At 60.3% G+C, this 17,244-nt stretch carries 11 protein-coding genes and 1 tRNA gene; 10 read left to right on the plus strand and 2 right to left on the minus strand.

The features are described 5' to 3' along the window. Window positions 1–38: 38 nt before the first annotated feature. Window positions 39–521, plus strand: a complete 483-nt coding sequence (locus QA640_RS17730; protein ID WP_283041867.1) for a hypothetical protein — start codon at window positions 39–41, stop codon at window positions 519–521. A gap of 75 nt (window positions 522–596) precedes the next feature. Here QA640_RS17730 and rlmB read toward each other — a convergent pair whose 3' ends face one another. Further along, a complete protein-coding gene (rlmB, locus tag QA640_RS17735) occupies window positions 597–1,427 on the minus strand; it encodes a 23S rRNA (guanosine(2251)-2'-O)-methyltransferase RlmB (protein WP_283041868.1) in 831 nt (276 codons plus the stop codon). Window positions 1,428–1,640: 213 nt separating this feature from the next. On the opposite strand from rlmB, the gene QA640_RS17740 reads away from it, so the two are divergent. Continuing rightward, window positions 1,641–1,726: transfer RNA gene (locus QA640_RS17740), tRNA-Tyr, on the plus strand. 434 nt (window positions 1,727–2,160) lie between these two features. Here QA640_RS17740 and QA640_RS17745 read toward each other — a convergent pair. Further along, complete coding sequence (locus QA640_RS17745; protein WP_283041869.1) at window positions 2,161–3,480, minus strand: N-formylglutamate amidohydrolase; 1,320 nt, start codon at window positions 3,478–3,480, stop codon at window positions 2,161–2,163. 206 nt (window positions 3,481–3,686) lie between these two features. Between QA640_RS17745 and QA640_RS17750 the strand changes: the two genes are divergently transcribed. From QA640_RS17750 to QA640_RS17785, 8 genes are read left to right on the plus strand one after another with little or no spacing between them, the layout of a single operon-like run. Beyond that, window positions 3,687–4,019: a hypothetical protein gene (locus QA640_RS17750; RefSeq protein WP_283041870.1), complete on the plus strand. Its 333-nt coding sequence runs from the start codon at window positions 3,687–3,689 to the stop codon at window positions 4,017–4,019. Further along, complete coding sequence (locus QA640_RS17755; protein WP_283041871.1) at window positions 4,000–4,566, plus strand: BrxE family protein; 567 nt, start codon at window positions 4,000–4,002, stop codon at window positions 4,564–4,566. Before QA640_RS17750 ends, QA640_RS17755 begins: the two co-directional genes overlap by 20 nt. Next, window positions 4,563–5,348, plus strand: a complete 786-nt coding sequence (locus QA640_RS17760; protein ID WP_283041872.1) for a BrxA family protein — start codon at window positions 4,563–4,565, stop codon at window positions 5,346–5,348. The genes QA640_RS17755 and QA640_RS17760 overlap by 4 nt, the downstream gene beginning before the upstream one ends. Beyond that, window positions 5,345–5,920, plus strand: coding sequence for a BREX protein BrxB domain-containing protein (locus QA640_RS17765; protein WP_283041873.1), 576 nt, complete (start codon window positions 5,345–5,347; stop codon window positions 5,918–5,920). The genes QA640_RS17760 and QA640_RS17765 overlap by 4 nt, the downstream gene beginning before the upstream one ends. Window positions 5,921–5,933: 13 nt before the next feature. Continuing rightward, window positions 5,934–9,479 (plus strand): BREX system P-loop protein BrxC, encoded by a 3,546-nt coding sequence (brxC, locus tag QA640_RS17770; protein WP_283041874.1) that lies wholly within the window; start codon window positions 5,934–5,936, stop codon window positions 9,477–9,479. Window positions 9,480–9,487: 8 nt separating this feature from the next. Then, window positions 9,488–10,576: a hypothetical protein gene (locus tag QA640_RS17775; RefSeq protein ID WP_283041875.1), complete on the plus strand. Its 1,089-nt coding sequence runs from the start codon at window positions 9,488–9,490 to the stop codon at window positions 10,574–10,576. Beyond that, the gene (locus tag QA640_RS17780; RefSeq protein ID WP_283041876.1) at window positions 10,576–14,691 is read left to right on the plus strand and encodes a DNA methyltransferase; all 4,116 of its coding nucleotides are present in this window, start codon (window positions 10,576–10,578) and stop codon (window positions 14,689–14,691) included. Before QA640_RS17775 ends, QA640_RS17780 begins: the two co-directional genes overlap by 1 nt. Further along, complete coding sequence (locus tag QA640_RS17785; protein WP_283041877.1) at window positions 14,691–17,243, plus strand: PglZ domain-containing protein; 2,553 nt, start codon at window positions 14,691–14,693, stop codon at window positions 17,241–17,243. Before QA640_RS17780 ends, QA640_RS17785 begins: the two co-directional genes overlap by 1 nt. Window position 17,244: the final 1 nt, after the last annotated feature.

Here is a 17,244-nt window from a genome sequence, read left to right on the forward strand (position 1 = left end):
GCAAAATCCAACAAACCGAAAATCGACAGGAGAAAGTAATGCGTCAGATGATTTCAGGACTGGTCGCGGCGGCAGCCGTGATGGTGGTGGGGGCAGCGCCCGCAATGGCCTGCGGCTGGAGCCCCTGCGCGGCGCCGATCGCACCGGTCTATTCGGGCTGCGACGTCGGCTGCGGCGGTGGCTGGGGCTTTGAGCGCCTCGCTGAGCCGACCGCGCAGTACTACTACGTCAACCAAGGCCCGACCTACACCGGCCCCGGCGCTTTCGCGCCGTATCCGACCTATCGGGAAGACGCTGTCGTGAATTACGGCCCACGGTCTTACGGCTATGGCGCGGCCGTCGCAGCGCCCGCCTATTCCTACTACCACCACCGGCCGTATTACCGTCCGTATCGCTACGGCTACGGTCCGCGCTACGGCTATCTGCCGCGCGTGCATTATGGCTATGGCCCGCGCTACGGCTACGCACATCGTCCCGCGCCGTACTACTACGGCCACCGCGTGCTGCGCCGCTATTACTGATCGCACGATCGGTTGAGTTGAGTTTCGAGGCGCCCGTTCGCATCACGCGGACGGGCGTTTTGCCTTGCCTTGAACTCAGCGCTTCATCAGCCCGAGCCGGCTCGCGCCGACATACAGCGACAGCACGGCGGCGTTGGAGACGTTGAGACTCTTGATCTCGCCGGGCATGTCGAGCCTCGCCACCACGCTGCATGTCTCGCGCGTCAATTGCCGCAGACCTTTGCCCTCGGCGCCGAGCACCAGCGCAAGCGGCTCGCGCAAAGCGACCTCGGAGAGATCCTCGCTGCCTTGGCTGTCGAGGCCGACGGTCTGGAAGCCGCGCTCGTTGAGCGCGGTCAGCGCGCGGGCGAGATTTTGCACGGTCACGATCGGCACGAGCTCGAGCGCGCCGGAAGCGGCTTTCGCGAGCACGCCGGTCGCCTCGGGACTGTGGCGCGCGGTGGTGACGATCGCCTTCACGGCAAAGGCCGCGGCCGAGCGCAGGATCGCGCCGACATTGTGAGGGTCGGTGATCTGGTCGAGCACCAGCACCATGCCTTGCTGCTCCAGGGTCTCGATGTCAGGCGAGGGCAGGGCATCGGCCTCCGCCAGCAGGCCCTGGTGGACGGCATCGGGCGACAGCAGCCGGTCGATCTCCTGGGGACGGACGATCTCGGGGGCGATGCGGGTCTCGATGTTCTCCTCGGCGAGACGGCGGGCCGCATTCTCTGTCAGCGTGAGCTTGCGGATCCGCCGTTCGGGGTTTTGGAGCGCCATCGTGACGGTGTGCCAGCCATAGAGGATGACCGGTCCGTCGGGGTGCGAGTCGCGGTCGCGCCAGGAGGTGCGGGACACCGATTTTGGGCCCTTGTTGAAGGGCTTAGCCCCGCCGCGCCGGGGTCTTTGAGCAAATTTGCGATCGTTCATGGGCTCGCTTGTCTCACGGGTTCCGAAAGTTGGCAATTTGGGTGTCCAAAGAGGCGATTTTAGCTGCTTAGCTCGGTTGACTTTGCCCCGCCGCTTCGCCCATAAACGCGCCCGGCCGCGCCCCGTGTCCCTTCGGGCCGTCGCGGTCTTCACGTCTCCATGGCCGTTTTCGGTCCACCGGCAAGGTCCGGTCCGATTGTGTTGCCGTCGAGCGGGGGAGTGTCCCGAGTGGCAAAGGGAGCTGACTGTAAATCAGCCGCCTCATGGCTTCGCAGGTTCGAGTCCTGCCTCCCCCACCATTGATTCTACTTCACAATTTCTTGTTTCAGTGATTGCGCGGCGCTGGCCATTCTGCAGGGGTAACAAAGGGGGTAACCAGCCGATCAGTCCGGCGGCCCACCTTCACTCCGCGAGTGCCGCGGGCGAGCGAATGTGCTCTCTCAAGGCTGAAACAGGGGTTCGATTCCCCTAGGGAGCGCCAGTGATTTCAATTAGTTGGTCGGGTTTTCGCGCTGGTCACTTGGCGCTTCTCCAACTTTTCTCCAATACGCGATTGCGTTGACAACGCTTGCTCCGCAGCGGGGGTTGCGTCCGTCGCATGAGCTCGTGGGCTCGAAGCATGATGGATGAGCATCGGCTTCACATCATGCCGAATAGCGGACCTGCCACGGCCAACATCTCCGAAACGGCTTGCCTCACGTCGCCGAAACTCGGCAGTCGCTCGCAGGTCTGTTCATCCATATAAAGCCGTCGATTGATCTCGATCATGATGGCCCGGACCTTCGGCTCCCGCCGGTAGTGTGTTGCAGGGACCAGAGCGCCGGCGAATGGTCGGGTCGACGAGGACCGAGAACCCGCCAGCGGATGCCGCGGCAACCAAAGCGTCGCGCAGTTGTACGGGCGTATGCCAGTCGTCAGTCCCGATGCAGATGTCAGGTCGGACCGGGTCCTGGTCGGGTTCATGCGGCAGAGGTCGCGACGAAAAGCTGTGGCAATCGACGATGACACAGGTCTTCCCGTCGGCGATCGCCTGCTCCACCGATTGTGTGAGCCTCTGATGATGGGGGCGGTACCAGGTTTCGATGAGGCGAGCCCGCTCGGCAGGCGTCAGGTGCTCGCGCAAAGGCCGTCCATCGGTTGTTCTCACATAAATAGCGCCCATGCCCCGCAACGCCATCGGTTCGTCCGCGTCCTCGGGAAATCGCTCGACGTCGCAGACCAGACGGCTGACTGGAAAGACCACCCTTGCAGCTTCGAACTCTGTGGGCGCGAACAGGTCGTCTGTGAACGCATCCGTCATGCGGAGCAACTCCAGCGCCAGCGTCCGATCGTCCGGAGCAAGTTGGACCCTCTCTTCGGGCGGAATGAGCCGAGAACTGTGGGGGATGTGGAGAATGAGATGTGGTGACATGCCGCCCCTGGCGTCCTCAGGCCCGCGATTTCGGGACGGCCAAGGACCGCTCGGCTTCCTCGACGGCGCGATCGAACTGTTCCTCGAGCCACGGGCAGACGCCCCGAAGACTTTGAACGACCTCTTGGCCCAGTCGATATATTCGAGCCGGCGTTTGACCGACCAGTCGGGAGAGGGGGCAAACCCAATCGCGCGCACGTTACTGGTCTTGTCTGCGAGCTTGATGATCTTTGCTGCGTCACTCTTATTGGGCGCGTGCTCGACTTGCAGCCGTTTCCGCTCCACCTTGTCGAGTGATTTGTCGTCCGTCACTTCCGCAACGAGTGCAGCAACCCTGGTCCCGAACTCCCGCGCGATGAGTTCGGAGGGAACCTCCTGGTCTTCGATGGCATCATGCAAGAGGGCTGCAATGACCAGCTCAGGATCTCGGCCATGTGTAGCGTCAGCCGCAAGGCTTGCGACTTCGAGCAAGTGGTTAATGTAGGGCTCCTGCGCTGCGCCCTTTCGTCGCTGGTGAACGTGCCATCGCGCCGCCGCGTCAGCAGCCCTCAACACCGCAATCCATTCCTCCATAATAACCTCTGAACCACTACTATACGGTTTCGGCTGATCGACTTTGCCTTTTTGCGCGTTGACCTCCATCTAGCAGCATGTCAGTCAGCACTGTCTAGACAACGATACGAATCGCGAGAAACGTGGCCAAGAATAAGAAGCCGCCCATCATGACATCGCAGGGCTCGCAGCTCAAATCGGACTAAGGTCCTATCCGCTCAGTCTGCACGCAAGAATTGCATTCCGCGACGAAAGATGTTTGAAAAGAGGCCTAGCTCGCGCTGGTAGGGGCGACAATGAATGAACAGATTCCGGCCGTGGGCGACGGCCAGTTTGCATTGCAAGATGCGCCGCGGGACGAGCACGAATTGGTCGACTGGTACGTTAACGAGGGGCGCCCGTGCCTTGCAGTTCACATTCCCGATCGTCAGCTGCCCGACAATGAGATCGATCGAATCAGGAGCTTAGCTCCAGATCGGACTATGGCTTGTTTCCTGGGCCATTCGGGCATCGGAAAGAGCGCACTTCTGAATACTCTTGCCGCGCGTCGGAGCCATCCTTACCATCCGATCGTCATTGTGATGGCAGTTGACGAGTTGAGCGTAGGTGATGGAGCGCCCAAAGATTAGTTTCGAGAAAATGCTCAAGCTTCGCACGTTAGTCGCCCGATTTGGTGAGCTTGACGTTGCTCGATGGTGGAACAGCAATGGTCAATTGGGTCGACTGGGCGCGGTGGTGTTACGCCGCGGCTTCCCACGCACTTACCGTTTCGCGCAGGCTCGTTCGGTGTTTGCCATTGCTGCGCAGAGATGTGACGAAGTCTTTAACCCGCCAGGCTGCGTGACGCTGTGGAAGTTGCCTGATGCCATCGAAGAAGAGTTCGACGCGCGATGGGAGCAATGGCTTGATCGGGCAAGCGAGTGGAATTCATTCTTCGATCGAGTTGAAACTCTCGGCAGCACCGATCTAGTCGAACTTCTGCGAACGTTCGAACTGGTTTCTGATGCCGAGCTTGATGCTTATGCGCGTCTCCGTCGGTCTGCGGAAGGGCGCGCGGTGCCGTTGCCTGCAGTCTTTGGTGGAACAGATTCGGACATTGCATTGCTTGCTCTTGGCTTCGCGCGCAGCGAGCCGGCAGCTGTGGCTGTTCCGTACGCCAAGAGACCAGACGCATGACTGCGCGCTCCAAGGCGAACATTGTGTCGTCGTTCACCATAATCAAGGGAGCGATGATTGAGGAAACCTACGCTGTCTTCTCTGCCTGGGATTTCGATCGCTCTAAGCGCGAGAACCTTGATCGCCTTAGGGCAGAGAACTTCATCGGTGCTGGTAGCGCGACATGGCTCAGGGACGTCGCCAAAGTGCTGAACCGCAGGTTTGATCCAGGCGGACGCGATCAACCCCTCGTCATGCTGGCCAAGCGTGGCGTCTCGCTTGATGAGTGGAAGCCGCTTCTCCTCTGGCACATGACGCGCGACGAGTTCCTGGTCCGCGACTTCCTTGAGACGTGGCTGTTTAGTGCTTATGAGGCAGGCACCTTGCGCGTGCGATCTGAAGAAGTCGAAGCGTACGTCGGTAGCATCGGCAATCGCGGAGGAACCGTCGAGCACACCTGGTCCGAGGAGACGACAAAGCGGGTCGCGGCGGGCCTGCTCAAGATCGCCGTCGACTTCGGGCTTTTGCGCGGATCGACCGCGAAGGAGTTCGCCTCCTATCACTTGCCGGAGCAAAGCTTCTTGTATCTGCTGCACGCGATGCGCGACGAGAAGCTCAACCCTAGCAAGGTTCTCGCTTCCAAGGAATGGCACCTGTTCCTCATGAATTCTCTCGACGTCGAGCATGAGCTCCTCAGGCTACACCAGTTTAGAAAGCTTGATTATCAGGTCGCTGGCAGTCTCGTGCAGCTGTCCCTGCCGTGCACAAGCACCCGCGAATACGCAGAGAGGATGGTTGCATGAGCGACCTCGAACAGCGCATCAGACAGAGCCTCGAGCCCGTTCTGGAGCTCCCGGATCCGCGACAACGGATCAGCGCGTATCACGATATGCCTTATGCCCTTTTCCGCTACAATCCCGAGGAAGAATTTGAACTGCGGAAGGAAGTGACGCTGCTCGAAACTCGCCTTTCTCAGAAGGGCAAGCGCATCAAACGCATATCGCTGGCCGAGTGTCTGGATGAGGCGATGCGATCACAGCGTCCGCTCGAAGAATGGTTTCTTGCGGAGCGAGAGCAAGGCGTCGAGACCATCGTCGAGACGGTCCACTCTGTGCTCTCTGAGTATTCGCCGCTGGTCGATCTCGTTGCGGCGCGGATGCCGGAGACACCAGACCCCCTGAGTGACGTCGTCTTCATTCTACGGACGGGTGCCCTGTTTCCGGTCTACCGCACTTTCTCGCTACTGGAGCAGCTTAAGGGGCGCGTGAGTGTCCCGACCGTTCTCTTCTACCCCGGCGATCTCGATGGCGCGGCCGGCCTGCGTTTTATGGGGGTGCTCGATGCCGAGCACAATTACCGGCCAAAGATCTTCTGACGAGGATAATGCGATGACTGCTCAGATGCCCATCAAGACGCTCTTCGCGAACGACATCCATCGTCGTATTGAGGAAGTTATCAAGGTCGACCAGACGGATGAGGAGATCATCCGGGACGAAATCGACGAGTACGTCGTCACCCAGGCGATCCGTTCGCACTACACCAACATTTTCGACGCTTATCAAGCAACGCCAAACAAGCCTCACGAGGGCATCGCGATTTGGGTTTCCGGTTTTTTCGGCTCTGGCAAGTCGAGCTTTGCCAAGATGCTCGGGCTCTCGATCGCCAATCGCGTCTTCGCAGGCCAACCCGCCGCCGAGCGTTTTGCCGAGCGTGCAGGTGACAACAAGCTTTCCGTTCTGCTCAAGGCGATCAACGAGAAGATCCCTACCCACGCTGTTATCTTCGACGTCTCGACGGATCGCGGGATTCGCAGCGGTAACCAGACTCTCACGGAAATCATGTATGGGCTCTTTTTGCAGAGTCTTGGCTACGCGAAGGATCTGGACTTATCCGAGCTCGAGATCGGACTTGAGGAGAAGGGTCAACTCGATCGTTTTGAGGAAGAGTACAAACGGCTCTTCAAGAAAGATTGGGCCGCCGAGAAGGGAAAGGTTGCATTCGCCCTCTCGGAGGCGAGTCGCGTCTTGAACAGCTTGGATCCCGAGACATATCCGATGGCGGACTCCTGGGTAAAAGCCGTCAAGAATAAGGCGGACATCACGCCCGGCAAGCTCGCAGAACGCGCCGGCGAGCTCATGCAGCGCCGCCAGCCTGGCCGCTCACTTATGTTTGTAGTCGATGAAGTTGGTCAGTTCGTTGCGCGTGACGTCCAGAAGATGCTCGACCTGCAAGCGATCGTCCAAAGCCTTGGCGTCAAGGGCCGTGGCAAGCTCTGGGTGGTCGTGACCTCGCAAGAGAAGCTTGGCGAACTGGTCAGCGGGTTGGACGACAAGAAGATTGAGCTTGCGCGCTTGATGGATCGGTTTCCGCTGCAAGTGCATCTCGAGCCGTCCGACATTTCCGAGGTGACCAGCCGCCGCGTTCTCTCGAAGAACGCCGCGGCTCAGACCGCCCTCGGTAAGCGCTTCGAAGAGCATCGTGGTCGCCTCACCGAGCACACGCGGCTCACGGCTGATATCAAGCTCCCGGAGGTCACGCGCGATAACTTCGTCGATCTCTATCCCCTGCTACCCTACCAGATCGAACTCATCATTCAGGTCGTGTCGGGTCTGCGGACGCAGGGCGGCGCCAGCAAGCACGTTGGCGGTGCGAACCGTACTATTATCAAGCTCGCACAACAGCTCTTGATCAATCCGGCGGTAAATCTCGCCGACGCACCGCTCGGCGCGCTCGTGCGCCTCGACCAGGTCTATGATCTCGTCGAGGGGAATATCAGCTCCGAAGTGCGCGCGAAGATCGCGGCAATCGCGAAGGAGCTGAACCATCCACTCGCTCAGCCCGTAGCGAAAGCGATCTGTCTGCTCCAGTACGTGAAGAGTGTTCACCGCAGCCCCGAGAACATTGCGGCTGCGCTCCATCCGGACGTGGGAGCCGATTCCCAGCTAGCGGCGGTAAAGGAGGCGCTGCGAGAGCTCGAGGCCGCACACAAGGTTCGTCACGGCGATGATGGCTATCGCATACCGACACCCGCCGAGGACGACTGGGAACGGCTCAGGAACGGTATCAGTCCCAAGCCCGGTGACTCGCACCGCCTGTACTCAGAGGTGCTGTCCGCGTTCTGGCAGCCGCAGCCCTCCCACATACTCTTTGACACCAAGACGTTCAAGGCAGGCCTCGCCATTCACGGCCGCGAGTTGGTGAGCGGTGATATTATCTTCCAGCTCCATCTCGCAGAGGATGGGAAAGACTTCGATTCGCTTGCCGCCGAACTTCGCACGCGCAGCCAGCAGGAGCGCAAGCACATCTTCTGGGCCATCGCACTGACCGACACTATCGACCGCGAGACGGTCGAGCTTTTCCGCTCGAAGGAGATGCTCGCACGCAAGGAGCGGGAAACAAAGGCCGAAGACACTCCTGCGCTCATCGCTGAGGAGCGCGTTCGTCAGCGACGCCATAACGATGAGCTGCGCAGGCTCCTCCGTGCGGCCTGTCTCTCGGGACGCATCTACTTCCGGGGTAACGACCGCAGTCTAGGCGATCGAGCCACCGACGTGGGAAAGACCGCGGCAGAAGTGCTTGGACAGGTGTTGCCAGAGGTGTTCGACCGCTTTGGGGAAGCGGCGGCGAAGGCCGCCGACGTCAAGAAGGGCACAGATGCGCTCTTCACTGCGGAGAACCTTCAGGGTCTGCCGACGGTCTTCGGGGGCCTGGGCCTACTCCGTGACGAGAAGGGCAAGACCGTTTTCCGCGCCGAAAGCGGGCCGCTTAAGGAGGTCCTTGCTCGCATAGAGGAGCGGGCAAACTACGGTGACACTGCGAGTGGTCGATACCTTACCGATGAGTTCGCCAAGGAGCCCTTCGGCTGGGAGTTCGAGGTCGTGCGCCTTCTCGTCCTGTCGCTACTTCGCGCCGGCAAGATCGAGGCTACGAGCAAGGGTCAGACGCTTGACACCGTGACCAGCGTCGAAGCGCGCGATACCTTCTCGAACAACAATCTGTTTCGGCAGGCGTCCTTTCGACCAAGAAAGGGCATCGAGTTTGAGGAGTTAGTGAAGGCCTCGGAGGCCTTCCGCGACACGTTCGGCAGCGAGGTCAAGGAGCTGAACGCAAGCGCAATAGTGGCCGAGCTCCGCAAGGAGGTCACTCGCCACGAGGACACGGTCTCCTCCGCTCTCGCGATGCTCACCGCGCATCGCCTGCCCGGTGGAGCGGTGCTCGACTCCGCCATCGGCCAGATGAAGGCGATCCTGCGAGGTTCGGAGGATAACGCCATCGCGACCTTCAATACGAGCCACCGCTCCATCAAGGACGCCATAAAGCGCGCCGTCGAGCTCGAGCAAGTGCTGTCCGAGCCCCGTCTCCACGACCTGGAGCGAGCACGAAAGGCGCAGTCGAGCCTCTGGAACTTCTTGAACCAGGAGGCAGATATAGCCGACGACCTGCGCGGGTGGGCGATGGCTCTCGAGGACCTCCTCGCCCGTGAGACTTTCTTCAAGGAGCTGCCGTCGATCGAGCAGCATACGAAGGCCATCGAGACGGAGTATGCGCGCCGCTTCGACGAGGCGCTTGAAGCACGCGTCACGGCGTACACCAAAGCCTTTGGCGAGCTTGTCAAGTCCCCGGGTTGGTCAGAGGTCGACCAGGATGAACGGCGCCTCCTCGCTGAGCCATTCGAACGCGGGCAGAAGCGCGATGCGGAGCACGTGCCCATCCCGCAGCTCCGGGCCGACCGCGATGCATGCGAGGGGCGACTCCGTGTAGCCATCGCGGAGCTTCTGCGCATCATCGACGGCGAGCGCGTCGTCGCAGTGAGTGTCAGCGGCTACTTTGCTGGCGGCATAGAGACCGAAGAGCAACTTGATGCGGCGCTCGATGGGGTTCGTGAGGAATGTGCGCGTCTTATCGGCGCGGGCAAGAAAGTCATCGTTCAGTAGGGACCGCCGTGACGATCTCTGACGACACCATCAAAAAAGCCCTGCAGCGATATCATCGTGAGTACGATCGCTACCTCAAACTTTCGGCACGCATCGCTGAAATATGCCGCTCGGAGATCGTCGAGGGAAATGCGATACGCGCCCAGGTCACGTCACGCGCGAAAAGTCCCAAGAGCCTAGAGGGCAAACTCCGCCGTTTCGCGGCCACGGGTAAGAAGTCGATCCCCGATGTCGACGCTGTCTTCGATCAGATCCGTGATCTCGCTGCCGTGAGAATTGCAACGTACGAGCAAAGGCACGAGGATCAGGTTGTGCAACTTGTCTGCAAACGTTTCATCGATGCGGGCGGTCAAAGACCATTTCACGAGCGGAAGGATAAGAATCAAGGCGATCCCACGAACTTCTATCGTGCTAGCCACCTTGAGGTATTTCTAACGCCTGGAGATGGGGTTGGGACTTATACAAATGTGATGGACGTGCCTTGCGAGGTGCAAGTGTGCAGCATGATGGCACATGTCTGGAACGAGATTGAGCACGACCTCGGTTACAAGCCGGCTGCCGGCGAGCTCTCAGAGCAGGAGCGCAATTTCCTTATGATGCTCGGCCAGTCGGTTCGCATGGGCGACGGTACCATCTCGAGCCTGTTCGCCGAAACTGAGCGCCGACAGAGGGAGCAGGAAGGTGCATTCACGGATGTTTACGATTTCGTTGCCCGGATGCGCGGATCCTTTCCGGGTGTTGATTTTGGTCGCAACGCTGGAGCTCTCTTTGAATCGTTACGACCTATCAGGCTCGTCAGCCCAGATGGCATTAGGCGCCTTCTCGATCAACCTGAGCCACTGACAGAAGGGGGGCGTAACGCATTAGAGAATTTCGCCTGCCGCCTTCATGCGCAAGGGAACACGCGTTTCGCTCTAGAGCCGGACTCCTCAGATCTGCTTCTTGTACTGCTTCTACCCAAGATTGCCCGGCATCTTGTCTCGCCGCTGGCCGATGCTCCTTCAGACGGAGTCGTCCGGGTTCGATGGTTAGCAGAGCGGTTCCCACAGGGACGGTCGGAAGCAACCATCGCCACGGCACACGACGAGGAACGCTGATGGACAAGGAGACTCGCAACGCAATCGAGCGCGCCACGCAGTGGGCACGAAATCTCCTCGAGGAGGACTTCGCCTCGCAGCTCGAGGGCGATTTCGATGTGCACCGCGACGGGGTTGTGGCTGCGAAGCCCAGTGGACACCTCTCGGCTCGTCAGGTCCTCCAGCGTGAGCGCATCGTCGCCGCTATCGACCACAAGCGCGCCGCCGGCATGAACGCATCGGACGCCGTGTGCGACTACCTGCGCGACGCTGCTTTCACCACGCTCAACCGTTTCGTTGCGCTCAAGATGCTCGAAGCACGCGAGCTGGTGCAGCAATGCATCACAAAGGGCGAGCAGTCCGCCGGCTACCGCGAGTTCTGTGGCATGGCCCAGGGCCTGCCACTCTTGCCCAACAATGCGGGCTACCGGCTTTACGTCGAGTCGCTGTTCGACGAGCTGGCGACCGAGGTGAAGGTTCTCTTCGACCGGCGCGATCCGTCGAGTGTGCTTTGGCCGAAGCGCGCGAGCTTTGAGCAGCTCCTCGAGATACTGAATGCCAGCGAGCTCGCTCGCGTATGGGGAGAGGACGAGACCATCGGGTGGGTCTACCAATTCTTCAACGGCCAGGACGAGCGGCGGAAGATGCGCGAGGAGAGTCAGGCGCCGCGAAACAGCCGAGAGCTGGCGGTACGTAATCAGTTCTTCACGCCTCGTTACGTGGTCCAATTCCTCACAGACAATACGCTCGGCCGGATCTGGTACGAGATGCGCGGCATGAACACGGTCCTCGCTGAGCGATGCGAGTACATGGTCCGCAAGTCTGGTGAGGCATTCGAACCGCGAGCGAAGAAGGATCCGCGGGACCTGCGACTGCTCGATCCAGCTTGTGGCAGCGGGCACTTCCTTCTCTATGCTTTCGATCTTCTGCTCGAGATCTACGAGGAGGCATATGCCGATCTCGAGAGCCCGAAGAGCGAGGAGACGGGCCGCACGTTGGCAGAGGATTGCCCCAGCCTAGACGCACTCCGTAGGGCTGTTCCGGGCCTTATCCTCGCGCACAATCTGCACGGCGTCGACATCGACCCTCGCTGCGCGCAGATCGCCCAGCTCGCACTCTGGATGCGTGCGCAAAAGGCGTACCGCGACTTTGGGGTTGGTCGCGCGGAGCGCTTGCAGGTTCGCCGCTCCAACATCGTTGTCGCGGAGCCGCTGGTAGCCGATGACCAGATCGCGAAGGAGTTTGTCGCGAAGCTTGGTGACGCAGAGCTGGGCCGCGTGTTCACCGGACTGGTTGACGCGCTAAGCCTTGCGGGGGACCTCGGGCTCCTGTTGCGCGTCGAGACGCTATTGGCAAGTACTCCGAAGCGGGGGCAGTCCAGCGATATCTTCGCGCCGCCCGAAGAGCGGATTCGTGAGACGCTATCCCTGTTCATCCAGGAGGAAGGCGAGCGAATGAGCACGAGGCGTAGGCTATTCGCAAACGACGCTGCTCACGGCATTGGTCTTTTGGAGGTGGCGGAGAAGAAGTACGACGTCGTGGTGATGAATCCGCCCTTTGGGGAGCCTTCATTGCCTAGCAGGGCGACCGTGTACGAGTCGTCACCGGCGGCGACCGCTGATTTAGGCGCCGCCTTCATTGACCGCTTTTCCGGAATGTTGCGCGCTGGCGGAGTGCTTGGAGTTCTTAAGAGCCGAGCGCTTCTTTTCCACGACAATCTTGAATCGTGGAGAAATCAGGTTTTTCTCGGTGGAACCCTGAGCGCTACGTGTCTTGGAGACTTGGGATATGGAGTGCTTGACGCGGTCGTAGAGGTGGACGCGGCTGTCCTGGCGAACCGACCTCCCGGCGAATGTGTATTCATCTCTTGTCTCGCAGGCAAAGACAAGGGAGAGCTGTTGCGCGCAGGAGTCAGGGGTGAGGAGGGGGCATCGGTCTATGCACACGCGCTCGACCGATTCAAACGTGTGCCTCTTTCGAAGATAGTCTACTTTCTGTCCGACCGATGGCTCGATTATTTTCAGAATAATGCGCTGGCATCATGGTTTACCAGCAAGGCCGGATTGGCCAGTGGAGATGACGAGCGCTTTGTCCGCGCACATTGGGAGGTGGCTCCGAGCGAAATAGCTTCGGATCGCTGGCGATGGTTTGCCAAAGGCGGTGATTTTGGCCGATACAAGTCAGATCTACACTTGGTTATCCGGTGGGGTAACCACGAGCTCTTTCGGAGGCCAGGCAACGCTGAGCTCTATGGTCGTCCAGGCGTCACATATACGGAACGCACGACATCCAATCTCTCCGTTCGCGCGCTCGCCGCAAGATCTAGCTTTTCTTACGCCGGCCCAGCTATCATCCCAGAATTCTCGGAGAGTCTTCCGTATCTGCTGTTCATTCTTAACTCGTGGTTTGTGACGTACCTGGTCGAGGCGCTGTCTGGATCCGGTGATCATTCGGTTCGGGGATCTGCCGCGCGTCACTTTTACCCAAGCTATTTTGAGCGCATCGCCATTCCGAAGCCCGATAGCAAGGATTGCGACTGGTTCAAGAAGCGAGTGGATAGGCTCTTTGCTACGTTGAGCCCTTGTATCACCGATGAGACTGACGCGTCCTTTCTCGGTCCAAGAGTATCGCCAGGGGACACCATTTTGGGTTGGAGTCAGCGGCTCGAAAGATCACTATATGGCGCCTACCGTCAAGCATACGCGATGATACGCGAATCGGAAGAAAGAATCGCCGTTAGCGTTCAGTTGATGCCCACGGACGTGCGCCAGGGATTTGAGTTCACCGGGTGGCCGTGGCCCTCGGCAGACAAAGTGCCCAGCGAAGCCGCAGGGTATGTATCGCGATATTCTCCGAGCGATGCCGCCCCGCCTGAAGCGATCGAGAAGCTTGGCGGCGTGCGTTTCGCCAATAAGCTCTCGCACTATCTGTCCGCTTCTATCGAGTCAGTCGCGCACGCCTGGAGTGTATCTCCTGAGGCGCTGTGTGCGTGGGGCGAAGTGCACTGCGTTCCAAGTCCCGCTCGCAATGCGGAGATGTGTGTCGATCTGCTTCAATGGTCGATGGGAGTTGCATTCGGCCGGTGGGACATCAGACATGCGTCATCAGAGGTCGATGCCCAAGAGTCCCAACATGCGTTTCAACAGCTCCCTGCGTGCGCCCCTGGTGTGCTCGTTGGAGATAGCGGCCTCCCTGTTCTGGATCCGCCCTTAAGTTATCCGATTGCTGTCCCAGCAGACGGCATTCTTGTGGACGACCTCGGTCATCAGCGTGATGTGAGGCGCGCGATTCAGGCAGTATTCGAATGTATTTTTGACCGTGCGGATGATCGGCTAAACGAGGTCGCTGAGTGTCTTGGGGTGCAGAGTCTTAGCGAGTGGTTCGCTCGAACCTTTTTCAACGTTCACGTTAAGAGATACAGTAAGAGCCGGCGCAAGGCGCCGATTTACTGGCAGCTCGCGACACCCTCGGCAAGCTACTCGATCTGGCTATATGTCCATAGCTTCAGTAGAGATACACTTTTCCGTGTCCAGAACGACTACGCTGCGCCGAAACTCGCCCATGAAGAGCGCCGCCTGGAATTGCTAACCAGCGAGCTTCGCGAAAGAGCTACCGCCACACAGCGTAAGGAGTTGGCCGCCCAGGAGACCCTGGTCGGAGAGCTCCGCGCCTTCCTCGAAGAGGTGAAGCGTGTCGCTCCGCTCTGGAATCCAAACCTCGATGACGGCGTTATGATCAACTTCGCGCCGCTGTGGCGACTGGTGCCGCAGAACAAGTCCTGGCAGAAGGAGCTGAAATCGACGTGGGACGCACTCTGCGAGGGAAAGTACGACTGGTCGCATCTCGCGATGCGCCTCTGGCCTGAGCGGGTGGTACCGCAGTCTGCGAAAGACCGAAGCGTAGCCATAGCCCACGGTCTTGACGATGTGTTTTGGGTCGAAGGCGATAGTGGCAAGTGGACAGCACGCAAAACGCCTGCTCGCAGCATCGATGAGCTCGTACGTGAGCGCTCGTCGCCTGCGGTTAAGTCCGCGCTCAAGAGCGTGCTAGAGGCACCCGCCGCAGCAGGAAACGGGACGCGCGGGCGGGGTAGTCGACGGCGATCCACTGTCACTGCTGATGGAGGAGATGCCTGATGCATCCGCTTCACGATTATGTAGCAAAGCAGCTCGCCGACAAGCTGAAGTCGCGTTGGGTCGTCGTTTGGTATGACGAGCGCAGCGAGTTCCAATCCTTCGTCAATGAAATGCGCGGCGGTGCGCGAGAGACGGGCGAGCTGGTGGCGATCACGGTGAATGGCATAGCTACGCGGCTTGCGGAGTATGCCGGCTCGATGTTCGAGTTACGTGCGGCTGTCGAGCCGCATATAAACGGCGATACCGCGACGGCGCTCATCGTGTACATGCCAGGGTGCGCGCGCGACCGACGGGCTTCTGTGCTTATGGAGCTCGAGAAGGCCGGCACCACCTGGGAGCCACAGCTTAAGCAGCTCGCGAAGCATGTTCTCCTGCAGCAGTACACTTTGGGGATCGTCGACGAGATGATCCCCTATGACCGCAAGGTCTCATACGACGACCTTGCGCGCGCGGCGGCGGGCAGCGCGCATGGGGAGCTCCCCTCAATCCTGAAAAGCATCTTCCACGACACCAGCGGGAACGACGCGCTCCTGGCAGCGTGGATCGTGAGCGACGGCCGCGACGCGGAGATCGGGAGCAAGGACGCGACGCGGGAGCTTGAAAAGCTCATCAAGGTTCGTCTTGGCCTCGAGCTGCCAACGGAAGTAGCGCTACCGAAGCTGCGGGCGGTGACGCTCCGATACGTGCTCGCAGGGGAGCTCAGGCAGGACCTCTCCTGTGAGCCACCCACGTCCCTCGAGGGGATTCCGGAGCCCGCAACGAGGGACGAGAAAGCGGCCGTTCGCGAACTCACGCGACGACTGCGCAGCAGCTACCCGGACGCTTATGCGGCGCTGGCGGATCGCGTCGAGGAAGAGCTCGGCCTCAAGGCGGCAAAGCTACTTCCTGGCGCGCTCAGCGCGATCGATACCTTCCGCTTCGAGGAGAGAGCTCTCCTTCGCTACGCAGGTGACCTCATCGCGGCTAGGAAATTCGGCGATGCCCTCGAGCTCGTTGCGAAGTGCGAGCAGAGCTTCTGGATTGACCGAGACGTTGGAAGAAAGGCCCAGTGGGAAGCAACTCGACGCATGGCTGAGCTCGGCAATCTGGCGATCGAAATACAAAGTGCGGTCGACAAGATGTCGGGCGACGCAACGGCCTGGCTCAACGCCTACGTTAGCAAGGACGGCTGGTACCGGCTCGACCAGGCGCAGCGTCGCCTCGAAGCTTGGGTAGCCAATCTCGAAGATGAACCAGAGGAACGCCCGCTAGGTGTCGTTCGGCGGGCCTACGAGGACGCCTGTTACGCGATGGCGGACGGCTTCACGAAGGCGCTAATGAAGGCCGGGTGGACGATCGCAGGGATGCTCCACCAGACGCGCGTCTTCAGCGAGGTTGTGTCCGAGCGGCCGAAACCCGTAGCCTATTTCCTCGTAGACGCGATGCGTTTCGAGATGGGCGTCGATCTCGCGGAGCGTTTGCCAAAGTCGTCAGAGGTAGCCATCCGCGTTGCAGTTGGAGCGCTGCCTAGCATAACGCCCATTGGTATGGCGGCTCTGATGCCGGGAGCATCATCGAGCTTCTCCGTTGTCGCGCAGGGGGAGAAGCTGGGAGGGCGTATTGAGGATAGCTTCCTGCCTGACCTCGCGAGCAGGAAAAAGTTCGCGGCTGCGCGCGTGCCGGGGCTTGTCGATTTCGCGCTCGATGAGCTGCTCAGCCAGCAGCCATCCAGGCTGACGAAGAAGCTCGATGGGGCTCACGTCGTCGTCGTTCGGTCGCAGGAGATCGACCACGCGGGCGAGACAGGGTTCTCGTTCCAGGCTCGCCAAGTCATGGACACGGTGATCGACAACCTCGCCCGAGCGATCCGTAAGCTGGCGGTCGCCGGTATCGAGCACGCCGTGGTTACGGCGGACCACGGGCATCTATTCTTCGCGAGCGACCGGGACGACTCGATGCGCACCGATGCGCCAGGAGGCGACACGGTTGAGCTGCATCGCCGCTGTTGGATTGGTCGCGGAGGGAGCACACCGCCGGGATGCGTGCGCGTCGCGGCTTCTGCACTTGGGTATCCGTCCGACCTCGAGTTCGTCTTCCCGGCGGCATCGGGAGTGTTTTTGGCCGGCGGGGACTTGGCGTTTCACCACGGCGGACCATCCCTCCAGGAGCTCGTGATCCCGGTGCTGACGGTCCGAACGAAGGCCCGGGAGTCTGCCCGGCCGTCCGCGGGCCCGATTACGGTGACTGCGCTTCCTGAGGCGGTAACTAACCGTATCTTCAGCGTAACATTCACGTTCGGCGAGAAACAGATGATACTCGGCGCGATAGGGATTCAGGTCCGGCCGCTGCTGATGGCTGCAGGAAAGCAAGTCGGCACCGTTGGGTTGGCGGTTGATGCGCAGTTTGATCGCGCGACCGGCTGCGTGGAGCTCGTACCGAACAGACCAGTAACGGTCGCCTTCCTGCTCACCGACGAGAGTGCGCCCTCGGTCCGCGTAGTGGTGCAGGACCCGGCGACCGACGCTGAGCTATACAGATCGCCCAACGACATCCCAGTTCGACTTGGAGTGTAAG

Source organism: Bradyrhizobium sp. CB82 (assembly GCF_029714405.1).
Classification (GTDB): Bacteria; Pseudomonadota; Alphaproteobacteria; order Rhizobiales; family Xanthobacteraceae; genus Bradyrhizobium.